The organism is Erythrobacter sp. JK5 (assembly GCF_018205975.1).
Lineage (GTDB): Bacteria > Pseudomonadota > Alphaproteobacteria > Sphingomonadales > Sphingomonadaceae > Erythrobacter.
Window position 1 is genome coordinate 362860 of record NZ_CP073577.1, and the last position, 19967, is coordinate 382826.

The 19967-nt window shown below is 65.2% G+C and carries 10 protein-coding genes; 7 read left to right on the forward strand and 3 right to left on the reverse strand.

From position 1 onward, the window contains the following. The first annotated feature begins 33 nt into the window (after positions 1-33). The 6 genes from KDC96_RS01680 to KDC96_RS01705 are packed head-to-tail and all read left to right on the forward strand — an operon-like array spanning position 34 to position 15549. Positions 34-2508, forward strand: a complete 2475-nt coding sequence (locus tag KDC96_RS01680; RefSeq protein ID WP_212450148.1) for a galactose oxidase-like domain-containing protein — start codon at positions 34-36, stop codon at positions 2506-2508. Next, a complete protein-coding gene (locus KDC96_RS01685; protein ID WP_212450150.1) occupies positions 2498-5908 on the forward strand; it encodes a DUF6603 domain-containing protein in 3411 nt (1136 codons plus the stop codon). The genes KDC96_RS01680 and KDC96_RS01685 overlap by 11 nt, the downstream gene beginning before the upstream one ends. Then, a complete protein-coding gene (locus KDC96_RS01690) occupies positions 5905-9231 on the forward strand; it encodes a hypothetical protein (protein ID WP_212450152.1) in 3327 nt (1108 codons plus the stop codon). The genes KDC96_RS01685 and KDC96_RS01690 overlap by 4 nt, the downstream gene beginning before the upstream one ends. After that, complete coding sequence (locus KDC96_RS01695) at positions 9231-11363, forward strand: hypothetical protein (protein WP_212450154.1); 2133 nt, start codon at positions 9231-9233, stop codon at positions 11361-11363. Before KDC96_RS01690 ends, KDC96_RS01695 begins: the two co-directional genes overlap by 1 nt. After that, positions 11267-14821 carry a hypothetical protein gene (locus KDC96_RS01700; RefSeq protein WP_212450156.1) on the forward strand — a complete coding sequence of 1185 codons (3555 nt, stop codon included), beginning with the start codon at positions 11267-11269 and terminating at the stop codon, positions 14819-14821. Before KDC96_RS01695 ends, KDC96_RS01700 begins: the two co-directional genes overlap by 97 nt. Continuing rightward, the gene (locus tag KDC96_RS01705; protein WP_212450158.1) at positions 14821-15549 is read left to right on the forward strand and encodes a hypothetical protein; all 729 of its coding nucleotides are present in this window, start codon (positions 14821-14823) and stop codon (positions 15547-15549) included. Before KDC96_RS01700 ends, KDC96_RS01705 begins: the two co-directional genes overlap by 1 nt. Here the strand turns inward: KDC96_RS01705 and KDC96_RS01710 are convergent. Further along, a complete protein-coding gene (locus KDC96_RS01710) occupies positions 15546-15704 on the reverse strand; it encodes a hypothetical protein (protein ID WP_212450162.1) in 159 nt (52 codons plus the stop codon). The genes KDC96_RS01705 and KDC96_RS01710 overlap by 4 nt on opposite strands. Positions 15705-15725: 21 nt before the next feature. On the opposite strand from KDC96_RS01710, the gene KDC96_RS01715 reads away from it, so the two are divergent. Next, positions 15726-17474: a hypothetical protein gene (locus KDC96_RS01715; protein WP_212450164.1), complete on the forward strand. Its 1749-nt coding sequence runs from the start codon at positions 15726-15728 to the stop codon at positions 17472-17474. Positions 17475-17490: 16 nt separating this feature from the next. On the opposite strand, the gene KDC96_RS01720 is transcribed toward KDC96_RS01715, so the two are convergent. Together KDC96_RS01720 and KDC96_RS01725 are read right to left on the reverse strand one after the other, a co-directional pair. Then, complete coding sequence (locus KDC96_RS01720) at positions 17491-18441, reverse strand: alpha/beta hydrolase (protein ID WP_249171873.1); 951 nt, start codon at positions 18439-18441, stop codon at positions 17491-17493. Next, on the reverse strand, positions 18419-19948 hold the full coding sequence (locus tag KDC96_RS01725) for a tryptophan halogenase family protein (RefSeq protein WP_212450166.1): 1530 nt from the start codon (positions 19946-19948) through the stop codon (positions 18419-18421). Before KDC96_RS01725 ends, KDC96_RS01720 begins: the two co-directional genes overlap by 23 nt. Positions 19949-19967: the final 19 nt, after the last annotated feature.

Sequence of the window (19967 nt, forward strand, 5' to 3'; positions counted from 1 at the left end):
TTTGAATCCGTAATTTCTACGGGGGGCAATGCATTGAGCGCGACCGAAGGGCGGTGGGTTGACGGGGGCAAGATCAATGTTGCCGATGTCATCATCACGGATGGTCGCCATACGACCAGCCCTCCGGACCCCAGCACCGATCCTCACCTGATCCTCGACCGGCGTGGACTGTTCGTCATTCACGCTGTCATGCTTCACACCGGCAAGGTCCTGTGGTTTTGTGGCCACGTCGAAGACAGCCACTATTCGCTCAAGAGCTATCTGTTCGACTACAAGAATCCGGGCAGCGTCCTGGCTTCGCAGGATTTCCCGCTCCACAATCCCGCGCTGGCGCGAGGTGGAACGGCAGGGCAGTTGCCCAACGATCCCATCACCGAACATTTCCATGCGGACCTGTTTTGCTGCCACTTCGTCCACACGCACGATGGCAAGGTGATGGTGGTCGGCGGATCGGACCCGGAATATTTCGAGCGCGGGCCAGGTGGGACCAATGTCGGCCATTCCAGCGTCGGCGAACGGTATCTCTACCTGTTCGATCCCGATCCGCCTGCGGGGCAGCGACACTGGCAAACCGTCATGGACGGGTCCAACGTGGCGCGATTGTCGCACGGACGGTGGTATCCGACGGCGGTCATGTTCGGGGATGGCCGGATCGGCGTATTCTCCGGCCGAAGGGAATTCGGCGTCGGCAGCAGGACGGGTATCTCCGACATAGTCGAGATCCTCACGCCGCAAACCGGCAACAACAACTACCGGGTCAGCACTCTTGCGAGTGGAGCGACCGGCAGCGCGGTGTTGAAGCTGCCGATCTATCCCGGCCTCCATCTCGCGCCCAATGGGCGGGTCTACTACACCCACACCAACTGGGGGCTGGAGATCGATCCTCCCACGGAAACGGTTTCCATCGGAATTCCGAACCACTCGACCCAGGCATCGTGGGAAACACACGCCAACGTGAGGCCGCAACCGGCAACGGCGGCTTCGATCCCGCGTCGGGAAGAGGGGATGAGCGTCTTGCTGCCCCCGGCGCAGGACGGAAAGATCCTGCTGTTCGGCGGAAGCGAAGCGCTGGGAGCCGGGAACAACCGCGTGCGTCAGGGCGCGTCGTATACGCATATTCGCGACGCTGCCGATCCGACCTCGACCGCCATTCTCGACACGACGGGCGCGACCCCCAGTTGGACCGCCGGCCCCACGCTTGCACACGGGCGGATCAACGGTCACGGGGTGATCCTCCCGGACAAGAAGGTGCTCATCTGCGGTGGGCACAACAGCCACAAATGGACCGCCGTCTATCCGGGTAACGTTCGCAATCCCGCCGACCCGGTGGACCCGCCAGAGGCAGCCGTCGCCGACAATGCGCAATCGCACTACAGCGAGCTGTACGATCCGGCGACGAACACGGTTTCGCCTGCAGCGCCGCTCAATCACGCGCGAATGTATCACGCGGCTGCGGTCCTGCTGCCCAACGGTTCCGTGCTGATTGCCGGGGGTGCCGACGCCGACAACAACAAGAACCACGTCTTCGACCAGACCGTCGATGGCGAATTCCCCATCCACCATGCGGCCGACGGTTTCTCCTACCCCGGGTTTCCGCCCAATCCGGCCGGCACGCCCCCCGATATGTGGTTGGGTCCGATCATCGGACTCGAAGATCCGCCCGGGAGCGGGACATTCCGGAGCATTACCTACAACCGCAAGGATTACGAGATTTACGAACCGCCGTATTTCTTCACGCCGGGAACGCGTCCGCGCATTGAGGCGATCCAGAAGAGCGGAGCGGATTCGACCCGCGCTGATTATGGAGAGACTTTTCGTATTCGCTCGTCTCTCGCGGCAACCAATACGCAAGCGGCGCTGATCCGGCCCGGAGCCGCCACCCACCATACCGATTCGGAGCAGCGCTATATCGCGCTCACCCCGGCCAACGTGAGCGGCAACGAATTCGACGTGACGATCCCCAATGATCGCAACCTCATCCCGCCGGGTTACTACATGCTCTGGATCATCAAGGACGGGAAACCCTGCGAGGAGGCCAAGTTCGTGCTGGTCGGCAGCATCCTGCCCGCGCCTCCGCCTGCAAGTTCGTCGTGGTGTATCGTGGTCACCGCCGCCGCCGGATCGCGCGACGCAGCCGAAGTGCAGTTCCTCCAGCGATTGAGGCGCGAGCTGGAACGCAGCGGGACGGTGGGCGAACGTTTCATCGATGTCGTCAATACGCTCTACTACGGCGTATCCCCCACCATCGTGCGCCAGATGCGCAGACACGCAGGGCTGAGATACGCCATTCGCGACACTCTGGTGATGCCGTCGGTGCAGATCATCGACAAGGCACGCCGCACCAGCCGGTTCAAGCCCGACGGTCAGAACGGAGCGCGGTTTGCAGCGCTGCTGACGGTCCTGGGTGTGGCGGGCATTCTCGCATCCCCGATCCTGCTGGCCATCGTCCTCGTCCGCTGGGCGATGTTCGCACTCGATGCACAACCGGAGGCTGGTGATGGACGATAGCACACTGGCACAGATCGGGCGGCTGCTCGCCGTCGCAACGCAGCCGATCACCAGCCGCCTCGAAGGGGGATATGCACGGCGGTTCTTCGTCATGCTGGGCGTCGACGTCCCGCTGGACGTGTTCACGCCGGAACTCGAGAACGCGTTCGCCACCACCGCCTCTTCGGCATCGGCTCTCGGAGAAGTGCTGCCCGAACTGATCGCGGCGATCGATGCCGGGAATACCGGCGAAACGGTCGCCAAGGCGGTGGAAATCGTCGAGCTCGTCCGCTCGGTTGTGGTCTCGGTCGAAACCATCGTCACCGAAATCGAAACGATCGGCCTGCCGGGAGTATCAGGTGCGGAACTGAGCGCATTCATGGGCGATGTCGCGGTCCGCACGAGCGAGCTTGTCCTGATCGAGCACCTTCAGAACTATGCGACGGTGGTCTTTTCGATCCTGCATTTCTTCGGCGTGATCGAGATCGAGGTCGGGAATGCCGGCGAGCCCAATATCCAGCTCATGGAATTCGACCGCAAGCGCTTCCGTTTCGACCGGATCGAAATGCTTTTTACCGATCCCGGAAATCTTGTCGCCGACGTGTACGGCTGGGGTTCCAACGGCCTCGATGGCGAAGCGCTGATATCGCGCCTGGCTGCGCTGCTCGAAGCGCTGGGTCTGCCTTCATCGCGCGTCCGGATCGACGATCGTCCACGGCTTGAGATCTCGATCTTTTCGCTGATGCCGACCCAGGGCGTCAATCCGCCCGGTCTCGATGCCGAAATCACGCTCGGCATGGCAGAGGGGTTTGCGCTCGAAATTCCCGTCGCCGACGGGCTGGTGGCCGATGTGAACGCCCGCGCGGCGCTTTCGGCATCGACCGGCATCTCGATCCGACCGCCTGCGGATATTGTGGTGATCCCGCCTTCGGGCGATGTCGGCGGACAAGTCGGCATGGGCTTCAGCTTCGTGCCGGTAGCTCCGGCCGAGCGGATCACGCTGCTGGGGATCACCGGCGGGACTGGGTTGTTCATCGAGAAATTCCGCGCCGGTATCACCGCCGAATTCGCGTGGGCAGGCGGGCAGGCCGATGGCGATGTCGGGTTCGAGGCGCAGCTCGAAGGCGGCAAGCTGAAGATCAGTGCCGACGGCGCCGACGGGTTCCTCGCGGACTTGCTGTCGGGCGTGAACCTCGAAGCCGATTTCGACGTGGGGATCAGCTGGTCCGCTGGCAACGGCTTGCGCTTCACCGGCAGCCACGCGCTGACCATCCAGCTGCCCGCGCATATCGATCTCGGCCCGATCGAGCTCGACGCGCTGACCCTTACGCTCGGTATCGATGGCGGAAAGTTCCCGATTGCGCTGGCGACCAACATCAACGCGCAACTGGGTCCGCTGAGCGCGAGCGTCGAGCAGATCGGCGGGATGATCGAGCTCGCGTTCCCGGGGCAGGGCGGCAATGCCGGGCCGATGAACATCACCGGCAAGTTCAAACCGCCGGTGGGTGCCGGGCTGGCGCTCGACGCGGGAGCGGTCAGCGGGGGCGGCTACCTCTATTTCGATTACGAGAACGGCGAATATGCAGGCGCGCTCGAGCTCAACCTTGCGAACATCGTGTCGGTCAAGGCGATCGGGATCATCGCGACCAAGATGCCCGACGGCAGCGATGGCTTTTCGCTGCTGATCGTCATCACCGCCGAATTCGGCACCGGGATCCAGCTTGGCTTCGGCTTCACGCTGCTGGGTGTCGGCGGCATCCTCGGCCTCAATCGCGGAATGGCGCTCGATGCGCTGGTCGAAGGGGTGCGCGCGGGCACGCTCGACAACATCATGTTCCCGACCGACGTGATCGCCAACGCGCAGAGCATCATCGCCGATCTCAAGAAATACTTCCCGATCGAGGTCGATACCTTCGTGATCGGTCCGCTGGCCAAGATCGGGTGGGGGACGCCGACTCTGGTATCGCTGTCGCTGGGCGTGGTGATCGAAATCCCGCCCGGCAACATCGCGATCCTCGGCGTGCTCAAGGTGGTACTGCCCGATGAGCGTGCGGCGCTGCTGGTGATCCAGGTGAGCTTCATCGGCGCGATCGAGTTCGACAAGGACCGCGCGTGGTTCTTTGCCTCGCTGTTCGGCTCGCGGGTGCTGTTCATGACCCTCGAAGGCGAAATGGGTCTGCTGATCGCGTGGGGCAACGATCCCAATTTCGTCGTGTCTTGCGGCGGATTCCATCCGGTCTATCAGCCCCCGCCGTTGCCTTTCCCGACCCCGCGGCGGATCGCGGTCAGCATCCTCAACGAAAGCTGGGGCCGGATCCGGGTCGAAGGCTATTTCGCGGTCACCTCCAACACCGTGCAGTTCGGCGCGAAGCTCGATATCTTCTTCGGTTTCAGCGCGTTCTCGATCAGCGGATACCTCTCGCTCGACGCGCTGTTCCAGTTTTCGCCGTTCTATATGATCGTGCAGATTTCCGGCGGGCTGTCGCTCAAGGTGGCGGGGCTCGATCTGCTTTCGGTGCACCTCAAGTTCACGCTCGAAGGGCCGACTCCGTGGCGCGCCAAGGGCAGGGGTTCGGTCAAGATCCTGTTCTTCGAAATCAGCGCCAATTTCGACGAGACCTGGGGCGATCGCGAGGATACGAGCCTGCCCAAGATCCCGGCGCTGCCGATCCTCGAGATCGAATTCGCCAAGCTCGAAAACTGGACCGCGCAGCTGCCTCCTTCGCAGACGCTGGCGACCACGCTCCGCGAGCTGGAGCCGACCGAGTCGCTGGTCCTGCACCCGCTCGGCTCGCTCAAGATCGCACAGCGCGCAGTGCCGCTCGATATCGATATCGACAAGGTCGGCAACCAGGCAGTGAGCGACGGCAAGCGCTTCTCGGTCGACAGCGACAGCGCGCTGTTCGCGAAGCTGGGCGGCACGCGCGACAGCTTTGCGACCGGGCAGTACAAGGAGCTGAGCGACAGCCAGAAACTGTCGAGCAAGGGGTACGAATCGCAGCCCAGCGGACTGGAACTGGGGATCGCCGACGGCGAGCTGAAATCGGGCGGAGCGACCACCCGCACCACCCGTTACGAATTGTCGGTCATAGACAGCGCCTTTCGCTCCAAGATCCGCAAGTACTGGGGGCTGGCGAGCACGCTGTTCGCGCACTTCCTCAAGGGAGCGGCTGTCACCCAGCTGGCCGTTTCGAACGCCGCGAAGAAGAAGGTCAATCCGCACGATGATGGTGTTGTCGTCGCGCCCGGTGCCTATGCGGTCGCCAATGTCGATACCAATCTCGTCAGGAGCCCGGCCTTCATCAACTTCGCGAGCCAGGCCGAGGCCGAGGCGTTCATGAGCGATCAGGTGGCGAGCGGCGCAGCCAATGCCAACGAGCTGCACGTCGTCGAAGCATTCGAAGCGAGGATCGCGGCATGAGCCTGGGGCGCTATTCCTTCGTTCCGTGGGTTCGGCAGGGTCTCGCGAACGCGCTCGACAATCCCACCGCCGGGTCGCTGCGCGCGACCACCAACGTCCGGCTGACGGTGAGCGGATCGGGCGGCGAGAATCCGGTGTCTGGCACGATCGACCAGAAGGTGGAACTCTACGGTCCCGGCGATATCGTCGGGCTCGATCAGGGGCAGATCATCCGCACCGAACCGCGGCACTGGGTGACCGATTTCGAACCGAATTACCTGCCCTATATCGAGCTCTACGACGAAGGCCTGCCGTGGGCCTATTCGCCCGAGGCCCCGACTGGCGAGCGGCTGAAGCCGTGGCTCGCGCTGATCGTGCTCAAGACCGACGAGCACGAATTCCGCAGCCAGGCGGGACGTCCGCTGCCGTTCGTCCACGTCGAGAACCCGGACGACAGCCTGCCCGACCTGTCCGAGAGCTGGGCCTGGGCACATGTCCACACCAACGAATCGCTCTCGGGTGGCGATGTGCAGTCGGGGGCGGACCCAGCGACCGCCAATGCCCTGTCAAACCTTATCGACCGCGACCCGGATCTCGCCTACGCGCGGATCGTCTGCGGTCGGCGGCTCGAGCCGAAAACGCAGTATCACGCGTATCTGGTCCCGACATTCGAGACCGGTCGGCTGGCCGGGCTTGGCCTGGATATCACGCAGGCACCCGGCGCGCGGCACGGCGCGTGGCGTGCGCCCTATCCGGGCGGCGCCTTGGCGCAGGAGCCGCAATCGATCCCGGTCTATTTCCGCTGGCAATTCGAAACCTCCGAGCGCGGTGATTTCGAATACCTGGTGCGCCTGCTCAAGCCGCGCCCGGCAGATTCGCGTATCGGGCGGCGCAATATCGATGTGACCGCGCCGGGCAGCAATATCAGCGGGATCGACGTGCCCGGGCTGCAGGGCGTGCTGCGGCTCGGCGGTGCCCTGCAAGTTCCGTTCGATACGTTGAGCCAGCCGGAAAAGGACACGGCGACCGCATACGAGGAATGGGACAACCCCTATCCGGTCGCGTTCCAGAGCGAGCTCGCTGCGTTCCTCAATCTCGGCGACGATTACAACCGCGCCACCGCCGGGGTCGCGAATGCCAATTCGGGCGTCGCGATCGATCCCGCCGAGATCGACGATCCGCTGATCGTGCCGCCGATCTACGGGCAGTGGCATGCGCGCAGCCCGCGGGTGCTGACCGCCGAGGATGGCAGCGCGCTGCCCAACGACGACAACTGGCTGCACGAGGCGAACCTCGATCCGCGTCACCGCGCGACCGCCAATTTCGGCACCAAGGTGATCCAGCGCCACCAGGAAGACTTCATGAAAGGCGCGTGGGAACAGGTCGGCGATGTGCTCGCGGCCAACCGCCGGATGCGGCTGGTGCGGCTGGGGCTGGCGACCAGCGTGGTGTTCCACACTGTCCACCTCCAGGGTCTGCTGGCCAAGGCCGCCGGAACCTTTACCCAGACGATGTATCCGATGGCGCGGCGGCTGATGGTCGGGCCGATGAGTGCGGCGGCGACGATCCGCGACAGCGTGGTGCCGCCGGTGATGCTCAGCAGCGCCATGCGCCGGGCGGTGCGTCCGCGTTCGCCGCTGCTCAAGCGCGTGGCGGTCGGCCGGACGATGCCGACCCGGGATATCGTCACCCGCGTGGCCGATGGCGAAGTGAAACCCGCGCCGCCCAAGACCGCGCCCGAAAGCGTGCCGAAGCCGTCCGATCTTCCGCAGAGCGAGGTCGACAAGACGCCGCCGACGGTCAGGAATGCGCGGATCGCCTTTGCCGGGCTGCTGCTGCTGATCCTTGTGCTGTTCTTCGCCGGTTACTGGCCGCTGGCATTGCTGCTGCTGCTGGTGGCGATCTTCCTCGGCTATCGCCTATTCACGATCCGGACCCGGCCCGTAGGGGTCGGCGGCGGGGTGACGACCGATCCGGTCACCGGCGACACGGTTGGTCCGGCATCGCCGCGGCCTGCGGAGGTCGACGACATGCCGCCCAGTCCGGACTTTGCGCTCGCCGATCCCTATGCGCCGACGCCCGCGCCGGAACCGACGATCCGGCTGCCGGGGCTCGGATCGGACAGCGCCGAGCTGGGGCGTTACAAGGATGCGCTGCGCGATACCTATGCCGACGAGACGCTGACCGCCACGATCGCACCGGTGCGTCCGAACAACCCGATCAACATTGCGACCTTCGCCGGGCAGTTGCTCGAGGCGACCGATCCCAAGGTGGTGATGCCCGCCAAGTTCGGCCCGCTGATCCGGATTCCGGACCGGATCGCAGACATCCAGATCGAAACCTTCGCCCCGGTGATGGCCTATCCCGAATTCGATACGCCGATGTACCAGTATTTGCTCGAGATCTCGGACGAGCATTTCGTCCCCAACCTGCAATTCGTGCAGCAGAACTCGATCAGCCTGCTCGAAACCAACCAGCCGTTCATCGAAGCCTATATGCTGGGGCTCAATCACGAATTCTGCCGCGAGATGCACTGGCGCAGCTATCCGACCGACAATTGCGCGACGTCGTTCCGGCAGTTCTGGGACGTCAGCTCGTATTTCGATCAGGCGGGCACCGATCCCGAGGCGCTGCGCGAGGAGCTGCGCGATATCCCGCCGATCCACATCTGGCCGCGCGCGTCGAAGCTCGGCGATCACGATCACCGCGACAAGGGCGGCGAGGCGGAAAACGAGCTGGTGCTGGTGATCCGCGGCGATCTGCTCAAGCGGTATCCCAACGCGGTGATCTACGCCCAGCGGGCTGCATGGCAGACCAATCCGGACGGCAGCATCAACAACAAGGTCGAACGCATGCCGGTCGAACTGACCCCGGCGCAGGAAGACAACCCGCCCGAAAGCCTGGTCAAGACGCCGATCTACGAGGCCAAGGCGCGGCCCGACATCTACTTCTTCGGGTTCGACCTGACCGCGCTCGAAGCCCAGGGCGAAAGCGGCGACAATCCGGGCGACGATCCCGGCTGGTTCTTCATCATCAAGGAGCGTCCGGGCGAGCCGCGCTTCGGCCTCGATATCGAGCGCGATGCGGGCGTAACGCTGGCGACCTGGAGCGATCTCGCCTGGCCCGACGTCAGCCTTGAAGCGGGTTCGAGCTATCTTGAGGCGGAGCAGACCCACGCGCTGAGCGAACCGGCGACGACCGACGAACGCCACGAGCAGTGGGAGGACGACCGGCACGTGACCTGGACGCCGGCCACACATGCGGGCGACCTCGCCTATGTTCTCTACCAGTTGCCGGTGATGGTCGCGGTCCATGCCGGTGACATGCTGCCGAGGAATCCCTAGTGAGCCGAACGCCCGAATTCACCGCCCAGCTGGCGCCGCTCAAGCAGGCGCGCGATGCCGCCGACGATGCCCGTCGGGAGGCCTACGCCGCGACGCAGGATTACCAGAAGCTGGGGCGCGACAAGACCCGCTCCAAACGCACCGCGGATGCCGGGATCGCCGGTCAGATCGACCGGCAGATCGAAACTGCCGGTCGGCGGGCCGGACAGGCCTGGGGCGCGTTCGGTCAGCTCCACGCCGAACAGCTGGAAATGCTCGCGAACATCGCGCCGATGCTCGATCCGCGCGATCATGTGAACCAGTTCGACGATTCGCATCCGATCCTGTTGATGCCGCTGCGCATCGAAACGCGCTTTGCGCCGGGGGCGGACGAGTTGTGGATCCGCGTTTATCCCGATGCCTGGGCGGTCGACGGCTTCGAGGAGAAGCTGAGCGAGAAAGAGGTCATCAGCGGCCGCAGCTTCTGGACCGATTACTGGGCGGCAGCGGGCGATCGCGACCGGCAGGTGGCCGCGTGGCGCAACCTCGTGGCCAGCCATGGCACCGGGCGCGCGCAGTGGATCGCCACCAGTTTCCGGCCCGCCAACGAAGGGGAGGAACCAGCGGCACCGGCAGCGGGCGAATTGCTGCTGATCGCCGAAGGAACCAGGCCGCCGCAGACCGAGATCGACGCCGTCACCGCTTATTGGCAGGCGGTGTGGAGCAAGCCCGACGATGCGAATGTGGCCGATGCCGCGCTGGCCGATCTCAAGGCGGCGATCGGTGATCCGGCGGCACAGGCGGCAGTCGCGGCGCAGCCGCGCCGGTTCCAGGAGCCGCGCCCCGAACTCGACCGGTCGGCGACGACGCTGGTCCTGGCCTGGATCGAATGGCCCAACCTGGCCGACGACGACGTCAAATCGGCAAGCTGGACCGAGGCCGCGCGCAGCGACATCCTGCCCGAACGGCTGGTGGTGACGCTGATTCGGGGCGACACCGTGCGCAGCGAAATCGGCAAGGTGATCCCGAGCACGGTGACACTGGGTTTCGACCCCAGCGCGCCCGATGCCGAGCAGGTCGAGCAGGTCGACGGTGTGCTCAAGCTGCCCGAGGCGATGCAGTGGATCTTCGATTTCGACAAGGCGGTCGAAATGGGGCTGGGGTTCAGGATCGCGCTGTCGGACCGTGAGCGTATCGCCGGGTTCGATCGCCTGCTGGTGTGCGGTGTGTCGCTGCGCGACGACGAGGACGAGAGCAGCGCGGCGCTGGAGACGCTGCTGCTGCACCACCATTTCAGCGGCAGCGGTGTTTCGCTGCTGCCGCAGGGCACGCCGACCAACAACAGCGACAAGCCGAGCGGCTACTCCGATCGCGACGAGGTCGAGGAAGCGTTCGACCGGATGTTCGGCGGCAACCCGCCCGATCTTGACCGGGCGGATGTGCTCGACAAGCTCGACGGGCAATGGTTCGCCGAATGGCTCGGCATCGATCCGGCTGCGGTGGCGCGGCTGCCGTTTGCAGGTGGGCGTGACCAGGCCGAGGCGCGCGCAATAAACCGCCTGCTCTGGCCCGCAACCATCGGCTATTCGCTCGACACGCTGATGGACGATATCCTGAGCAAGGAAGCGGTCGACCGGACGCGCACCTATTTCGAAAACTATGTGCTGGCGCGCGATTGCGTGCCCCAGATCCGGATCGCCGATCAGCCTTACGGCATCCTGCCCGCCGGTGCCTGGTCGAAGCACCGCTGGTACCTGCCCAAGCACGACACCGACGATGACGTCGCAGCAAGCACGGCGCGCAAGGTGACGCAGTTTCTGAGCGCGAAAACGGGGGATTCGTTCTTCCTGTTGCGGCTGGTCGGCATCATGAAGCAGGCCGACCAGCAGTTTGCCGACCTGCTCGATCGGACTGCGCATGTCGGGCGCGCGGGCGATTTGCACCAGACGCTGCTCGACATCCTCGGTCTCGCGCCCAATTCGCTGGAGTTCTATCGCCGCACCGCCGACAGTCACGATCACTATTACAACCTGCTCCGCGCCCAGGGCTGGGCGGGTTGTTCGAGATGTTCCGGGTGCACCTGTCGACCGAGTCCGGGCGACAATTGCTGCAGAGCTTGGGCTGGAAGGGCGGCGACACGCCCGAGATTCTGAAATTCATCTTTCACGACGGGCAGCAACCGCTGAGCCAGATCCTCGTCGACGATGTCGAAATCAGCGAAACCAATCCGATCCGCGCCTACACCGACAGCGAAGAAAACTACCTGAAGTGGCTCCTCGATGCCGGGGAGACGTCGCTCGAGGCCCTGCGGCGGCAGGACGGGTTCGCCGATGACGAGCTGCCGCGCGCGCTGCTTTATCACCTCGCGCGGCATTCGTTGCAGCTGAGCTATTGGGATGTCGGCATGCGACTTCGGCTGGCTGCTGCGCCAGCTGCCGAATCCGCCGCAGCCGCGCGGCGCGAGCCGAGTTTCCTGCATATCGCCGAAGCCGAGACCCGGAGCCCGAGCCGCTATCTCGAACTCTACAGCCCGGCTCCGAGTGTGACCGGCAATCCCAACACCTTCCTGCTCGATCATATTGCGACCGTCTGGAACCACGCGCCCGAGGCGGCGGAGTATCGCCGCGTGCTCGACGGGTTGCGCAGTCTCGTAGACACGCCGACCGCCCGGCTCGAACGGCTGCTGATCGAACATCTCGATCTGTGCACCTATCGGCTCGATGCCTGGCGGCAGGGCGTGTTCCAGTTGCAGCTGGAACTGATGCGCAATCATCTGGCACCGGTTCCGGTTGCGACCAATACCGGCGCGGCTGCGGCTGCCGCAGGCCCGGCGCGCGGGATCTATCTCGGGGCGTATGGCTGGCTTGAGGATGTCCGCCCGCGCCAGAGCGCGCCGGTGGCCGTCACCATCCCGCCCGAGCTGCGCGACGCATTCGATGCCGCCGCGCGCCCGATGGTCGAGGACCCCGACAACCTCGGCTACATCCACGCGCCGTCGCTGGATCAGGCCCAGACCGCAGCAATCCTGCGCAGCACATATGTCAACAACGCCGACCCGGAAAACGCCAGGACCACCGGGGTCAATCTGACTTCGTGGCGGGTGCGGCAGGCGATGACCGTGCTCGAAGGGATGCGCAACGACCAGAGCCTCGGCGAATTGCTCGGATACCGGCTCGAACGCGAACTGCACGAGAATTTCGCCCTGGCCGAGACCGATATCTACATCTACGCGCTGCGGCGGCATTTCGCGCTGGTCGCCAATCGCAACACCAAATCGTATCAGGACCTGCAACCGGGCGAGAGCATCGAGACGATCGAAGCGCGCAACGTCGTCGACGGCGAAAAGCTGATCAAGCATATCGAGGATAGCGGCAACGCGACCTATCCTTTCGGCCTTGCCGACATGCCCGCCGCCGATGCGACGCAACAGGGGAAGATCGACGGGGCGGTCGACCGGCTGCGCAACGTCGCCGACGCGGTTGCCGATCTGGCCATGGCGGAAAGCGTGCATCAGGCCCTGAAGGGCAAGCCCGATAGCGCTGCGGCGAATCTCGATGCACATGGTTCGGGCCTGTTTCCGCCGGTGTCCGAATTCGTCGCCACCCCGCGCGAAGGGATCGCGATCACATCGCGGACGGCGCTGTTCCTCGATCCCGCACCCGCAGCGGGACCGGCATGGGCCGCTGTCGCGCAGACGGTGCGAGGTGCGGCGGAGCCGGTGCTGAACGCCTGGCTCGCGAGCCTGTGCCCCGATCCGTCGGACGTGTTCGTGCGTGTTCACAACGAAACCGAAACGACCGACACCGATATCCCCCTGTCCGACCTGGGGCGGCAACCGATCGACTGGTTCTACGACCTCAAGCTCGACGATCGTCAGTCGCTGGCGACACTCGATATGCTGGTGGAGACGCATTATCGCCGCACCCAGGCCCCGGTCGGCCCGCGTGACAGGATTGCGGTCCAGTATGACACGGCACCCGCCGGCAAGCTCAGCCTGTTCGAATTTGCGCCGCTGATCGACGCCGCGCGGCAACTGGCGAGCCGGGGCCGCGATCTGCGCGCAAGCGACATCGCGCTCAACAACGACAGCCGCGCCGAACGGGAGGGCAGCGCTCCCGTTCTGCCTCGCGCCCGCGCCGACGATGCACTCGCTGCGCTGGTCTCGCTCGAAAACGACACGCAGGCATTCGCCGCTCCGATCGAAGCCGAGCTCGACGATCCGGTCGCCAACCAGGCCGCGATCCGATCCGCGCTGGCGGCGCGGCTCACCGCCTATGCCCTGCTGGTCGAACGTGCGCGGGCATTCGGGTTCCGGGAACTGGACGGGGCGATCGGCATCCGCTGGAAGCGCCAGTGGTTCACCGCGCTCGACAACCGGCTGCGCGACACGATTGCCGAGTGGCACCGCCGGCTGGACGATTTCCACGGGTTCATCGCGCGCTACGACGCAGTTCCTCCCGGCTCCGCATTCGCCGACGTGTTCCGGCCGTTGCAGCGCGCCGAGCGGCAGATATCGACCACGGTGACGACACCCTTGCCCGACGATCCGGCGACGATGCGCGCCGATCTCGCCACGCGGGTGCAGGCGTTCGAGGCAAGGCTGGCCGCACTCGAAGCGGTGGTCGCGCTGGGCACCGACGATGCCGATCAGTACCTGACCCAGCTCGAGGCCGCGCTACCGCTGACCGATTTCGTTCCCGAGGATTTCGACATTGCCGAAGCGCGGGCGGCCTTCGCCGCGCCCTCGGCCGAGATGGTCGCGACGGTCGAGGCGCTGCTGGCAGCCGCCGCGAAGCGGCGCACTGCGGCGCAGGCCAAGCTCGATGCCCTCGCGGGCGCGCAGCCCGATGCGGTGGCAGACCTGGTCATCGGCGCGCTTCAGGCGCTGTTCGGCGAGGAATTCGTCGCGCTGCCCAGCTTCACGCTGACGCCCGAGCAGCAGGCCGAACTGGCGCTGTGCGAAGCCGACAAGGCCAACCTGATCCGGCACCAGCGCGACACTCTCGGCGATCCCGATCCGGTCGATACCTGGTGGCACGGCACCGCGCGGGTACGCGACCAGATGGCCGGGCTCGAATATCTGTCGATGGCGCGCGAGGCCCTGACGGGGACCGATATTGCGCTGGATGCGTGGCAGTTGCCGCATGCTCCCGACGCGCACTGGGTTGGCGCGACCTATCCGGTCGATTACGCGATCGATGGCGACCGGCTGCTGTTCCAGGCGCACCACGCCGCGCCGTTCGCTCCGGCTGCGGCACAGGTCGGCATCCTGATCGACGAATGGACCGAAGTGATCCCGACCGAAAACATCACCACCGGCGTGGCGTTCCATTTCGATCAGCCCAACAGCGAGCCGCCGCAAGGCTTCCTGTTGATGACGCCAACGGATTTTCGCGGTGGATGGGTGTGGGCGGACATTATCGACGGCCTTAACGAGACGCTCGATGCGGCCAAGCGTCGCGCCGTGGAGCCCGAGCATATCGATGCGACCCCGTATGCCCAGTTCGTTCCCGCAACCATCGCCTCGACGCTGCATCACCCGCTGTCGATCATGCTCAACTATGCGGTGGTCAACAATTTCGCGCGGGTCGATGCTGAGGAGATCGTCTGATGGCCAAGCGCGATCCACTGGTAGCGACCATCCAGGGGCAGGCGGTCGCCTACGACACGCCCGTGGCGCTCGCCGCGAGCCTCGAAGCGCGACAGATCCCGATGATCCGGCGCTGGAACCGGCTCGAAGGGCGACCGCGCTCGCGCGATTTCGATCAGGCGATCCGGGCCGAGGTGCGCGACCCTTTGTGGAACCTGTGCAAGCAGTGGCAGGTGGGGGAATTCATCGGCGAGGACGCGGGCAGTCCGGCGCAGGCCGCGATCCACATCGAGCAATCGGCGTTCCGGCAGTTCGCCGCGGGTTCCAACCCGTTGCAGCCCTTCGACGACAGTGAACCGCTCGAATACCGGGTCGAGCGCCAGCCGCTTGGCTGGGATCATGGCGACCGCAAGCTGCTGCTCGACATGCGACTGGCCCTGGGTCGCCGGTGGCGCAAGCTGCTGCGCGCGAGCGGGCTCGGTGCCGAATACGCCAAGTTCGTCGATGTCTACGCGGTTGACCGACCCGACCCGACCGATCCCGCCGACGCCGATATTACCGCGCATTCGAAGGTTCACCAGCGGGTGGCCTCGGTCGCAGGGCGGCTGATGGATGGCGGCGCGTTGCTGGCATTCCTCGAAGATGCTCCCGCCAATGTCGCTTCGGCCGGCATTCCCGGCCTTGCTCCGGGAGATGCGGCGACGATCGACTCGCTCGGACCGGCGTTTGTCGCCTGGGCGAGGGGCTAATCGGCGAGCCCGATGCGCAACAGAACGGCTGGCGCGAGGAACGGCTGGAGTACGCGGCGCAAATCCGCACCGAACCGGCGGGCGGCCCGGCGCATTTCGAGGACGAGAACCTCGTCGCTGACGAGATCTACGACGGTCGGCTCGACTGGTACCATTTCGACCGCGAACCCCCATCGGTGCGCCCCGATCCCGAAGACCTGGCGGAAGACCCGACCGTCTTCATCCCGAGCCCGCTCGTGTTCGGCGGCATGCCACATCCGCGCTGGTGGCAATTCGAGGAAGGCGCGACCAATTTCGGCGCGATCGACCCGTCGACCAGTGATATCGGCAAGCTGCTGTTCCTCGAACACGTGCTGCTCTATGCGAACGACTGGTACATGTTCCCCTATACCGTCCGCGCGGGTTCGAATGCGCTGGTGCGCGGGCTTTCGGTGACGAACGTGTTCGGCGAACGGTTCTGGATCCAGGCGTCCGGCGCGAAGGACACCGAAAACTGGCAGGGCTGGGGCCTGTTCGCCAACAGTGCGACCGACGACATCCTCGACAACAGCGACCGGCATGTCACGGTGCTGCCGACTTCGCCGAAAATCCAGGATGCGCAATCGCGCGAGGTGCAGATGTTCATCCGCGACGAGATGGCCAACAGTGTCTGGGCGATCGAGCAGCACGTGCGGACTGTGGCAGGCACTGTCGCGCGCGGGGCCGAGCTGGCGATGGAAACGCGGCGCTATTTCACCGATCGGATCGGCGCGCCCGCCGTGCCACCGGTGGCGACGGATGCGGCCTATCGCTACGACCTGATGACGCGGGTTCCGGAACAATGGATTCCCTTCGTCCCGGTGCACAAGGATGGCGACAATCGCCTCACCAAGCTGCAGCGAGCGGCGATGCCGCGCCTGATCGAAGGCGATCCCGCTCCTCCCGAACGGATTCGCCCGCGCACCCAGCTGATCCGCAAGGGGCTCGACCAGACCCCGCGCGAGCTGATGTTCGTCGAGAACGAGGAAGTGCCGCGCGCAGGCGTGCAGGTGTTCGACGGGTTCCGCCGGACCCGCTGGTACAACGGCCAAACCTTCATCTGGCGCGGCGTGCAGAAACGGACCGGGCGGGGCGAGGGCTCAAGCGGGCTGGCGTTCGACGAACTGGTGCCCAAGAAGGTGCAGAAACCGGTCACCGATGCCCCGGTCCCGCAGGTCGGGCACGCGCCGATCGAGGTGACCGCCGATCCGCCGCCGACGATCGCGCTTGCCGTCCATCCCGATCCGGTCTCGGGCTGGAACCTCGAGATCACGTCGACCGGCCACGTGGTGACACCCGACAACGCATCGTCCGCGCATGTCGAGGGCGAGGGGCACATGCATCTCTATCTCAACGGGATCAAGGTCACCCGGATCTATGAGCGTTGGTTCCACCTGCCCGCCCTGATCCCCGGCAAGCACGACGTGACGGTCGAGCTGAGTTCCAACACCCACGCGGCATTGGCGAAGGACGGGGTGCCGATCGCCGCGAGCGTCGAGATCGACCAGCAGCCAGTGCCGCCGCACATGCACCCCATGGGCGAAGAGGTTGTCAGCGATCCGGGCGCGCCCAGCGTTGCGCTGATGGCGCATCCCGATCCCGCGTCCGGGTTCAATCTGCACATGATGGTGCAGAATTTCACCCTGAGCGCCGAGCATGCCGGGGGCACGCATGTGCCGGGCGAAGGTCACCTGCATATCTATGTCAACGATGTGAAGGCGGCGCGGGTCTACGGCATGTGGCACTATCTGCCCAAGCTTGCGGGCGGGACGCACACGATCAAGGTGGCGCTCTACACCAATGATCATCGCCCTTACGTGAAGGATGGCTCCCCGATCGAATCCGAAGTCGAAGTAACGGTCGAGGATGGCGGCTTCGCGGTCGGCGGAGGGCACGTCCACCCGTGATGCCGCAGCGCGCCGGTCAGCGCAGCAGCCAGGCGAGTATCTCCGGAAGACGCGCGGCCCAGGCGTTCTCTTCATGCTCGGCGCCGGGATAGGTGCGGCTTTCCCAGTCGCGCCCCCGCTGCCACTCGCTAGCCGACATCCATGCATCGATTTCGGCCTGGTAGGGCGGGTAATAGGCATCGAGGGTGGCAGTGCCGTGATCGAACCACAGCTTGCGACCCACCGGCGGGCCGAGCCTTTCGGCCAGCATGCCGCGCCAGATCGCGACCAGATCGGGATTTGTCGCCCCCACGCTCTGCGGCGCGACCGCAGGCCAGTGCGTGCTGACGCAGCCCGCGCGCCCGAAGACCTGAGGATATTCGAGAAACGCATGGAGGCTGATCAGCCCTCCCATGCTCGATCCGATCATCGCGGTATCGCCCGGCCCGGCGCGGGTGCGCAAAGCGCCGTCGAGCCAGGGCTTGAGCGATCCGACAATCCATTCGAGATAGCGGCGTGAGGCTATCGGCCCCTGCGCATATTCATCCATCGCGGCGCGCAGCTCGGCCCCGGCCCGCCGATAGGCGGGAAGCGGCAGGTACTGGCGATAGCGATCGCCCCCCGGCGACCACATGCCGACGACGATCCACGGTGACTCGCCGGTCGCCGCCGAATGGCGCAGCATGGCCCGGTCCGCTGCCCACACCTTGTTGAAGTTCGACAGCGACGGGTCGAACAGGTTCTGCGCATCGTGCATGTAGAGCACGCGATAGCGCTCGGCGCTCGTGTCGTATCCGGGCGGTAGCCAGATGGTCAGCCGCTGGGCGGGCAGCCCCGCCGCGCGAATGCTCCCGAATTCGAGAAAGCGGCCGCCGATGTCCGAGGCGCGAAGCGCTGCTGGGAGCGAAACAAGAGCCGCGCATCCCACTCCGGCACGCAGAATTCCGCGCCGGTCCGGCATCGCGTCAGGCCGCAGCTGCTGCGGCATCGACGGGTGCGGTGCAATGTCGTGCGATATAGTCTTCGTGCTTCGGCAGGTTGGCGACCGCGCGCTCGACGATCTTGCGCAGGTTGCCAAGAAATTCGTCGAGCTGCGTGTCGGTTAGCTGATCGGCCATCGGATCGTAGCTGGCCGGGGTGATCCCCTGGCCGTGCATCACCTGCACCCAGCTTGCCTCGCGAAACAGGTCGTCGGCATCGCGTCCGAGCCTTCCCGACGAGGCGAACAGTTCGAGCTTGTGCGTAAGGCTGTCGGGCACGTCCATGTGCTTGCAGTAGCGCCAGAAGTCGGTGTCTTCGCGCTCGGTCCGGTGATAGTGCAAGATCAGGAAATCGCGGATCTGTTCGAATTCGGCAGCGCAGCGCTGGTTGTATTCCGCACGCTCCGCCGCAGCGTCCCCGTTCCTCGGAAACAGCTGGATCAGCCGGTTCACATGCGCTTGGATCAGGTGGATCGAGGTCGATTCCAGCGGTTCGAGGAAACCGCATGACAATCCGATAGCGGCGCAATTGTGCGACCAGAACTGTTCGCGCCGGCCGGTGGTGAAGCGGATCGGACGCGGATCGGCCAGCGCCTTGGATGGGAGATTGTCCATCAGCATCGCCGCTGCGTCGTCATCGGACAGGAAGTCGTTCGAATAGACGTGGCCGTTGCCGGTGCGGTGCTGCAACGGGATGCGCCACTGCCATCCGGCGGTGCGCGCGGTGGCGCGGGTGAAGGGCACCAGCGTTTCGAGCCGTTCGCTCGGCACCGCCTGCGCGCGGTTGCACGGGAGCCATTTCGACCAGTCCTGGTATCCGACGCCCAGCTCCTGCCCCAGCAACAGTGCGCGAAAGCCCGTGCAGTCGATGAAGAAATCGCCCGCGACGGGGTGACCGCCGTCGAGCGTGATGGCAATGATATCGCCGCTTTCGCCGTCGCGCTGCACGCTCTCGACGATCCCTTCGGTGCGGGTCACGCCGCGCGCCTCGGAATAACGGCGCAGATATTGCGCGTAGAGGCTGGCATCGAAGTGATAGGCGTAGGCGAGGCCGGTCATGGCGGTGTTGCCGACCTTTTCCATATGCGCGAAGCGGGCCTCGTTCGCGGCCTGCTGGTGCAGAGAATAGTGCCACAGCCCCGGTGCATCCGCGCGGGACGCCGCATGCCGCCGCCAGTAATGGTGGAACGGAACATTGGCGAGATTGAGCCCGGTGTCGCCGAAGGTGTGTAGATAGCTGTCGCCCTTGCGCCCCCAGTCGACGAACTCGATCCCGAGCTTGAACGTGCCGTAGGTGTGCTTGAGGAAATCGGCCTCGTCGAGACCCAGGATCGCGTTGAGGCGGATGATCTGGGGGATCGTCGCCTCGCCCACGCCGACTGTGCCGATCGCTTCGGATTCGACCAGTTCTATGTCGAGGCTCGTCCCCAGCAGCTTGGCGAAGGCGGCGGCGGTGATCCAGCCGGCGGTGCCGCCGCCGACGATCACGAGCTTCTGGTTTCGGGTGGGTGTCATGTCATTCGCAATCTGGCGC

Excerpts from the sequence above, each read along its gene's own strand:
- KDC96_RS01710 (WP_212450162.1), bottom strand. The coding sequence starts at position 15,704 with ATGGTACCAGTCGAGCCGACCGTCGTAGATCTCGTCAGCGACGAGGTT.
- KDC96_RS01725 (WP_212450166.1), bottom strand. The coding sequence starts at position 19,948 with ATGACACCCACCCGAAACCAGAAGCTCGTGATCGTCGGCGGCGGCACC.
- KDC96_RS01720 (WP_249171873.1), bottom strand. The coding sequence starts at position 18,441 with ATGCCGCAGCAGCTGCGGCCTGACGCGATGCCGGACCGGCGCGGAATT.
- KDC96_RS01685 (WP_212450150.1), top strand. The coding sequence starts at position 2,498 with ATGGACGATAGCACACTGGCACAGATCGGGCGGCTGCTCGCCGTCGCA.
- KDC96_RS01705 (WP_212450158.1), top strand. The coding sequence starts at position 14,821 with ATGGCCAAGCGCGATCCACTGGTAGCGACCATCCAGGGGCAGGCGGTC.
- KDC96_RS01690 (WP_212450152.1), top strand. The coding sequence starts at position 5,905 with ATGAGCCTGGGGCGCTATTCCTTCGTTCCGTGGGTTCGGCAGGGTCTC.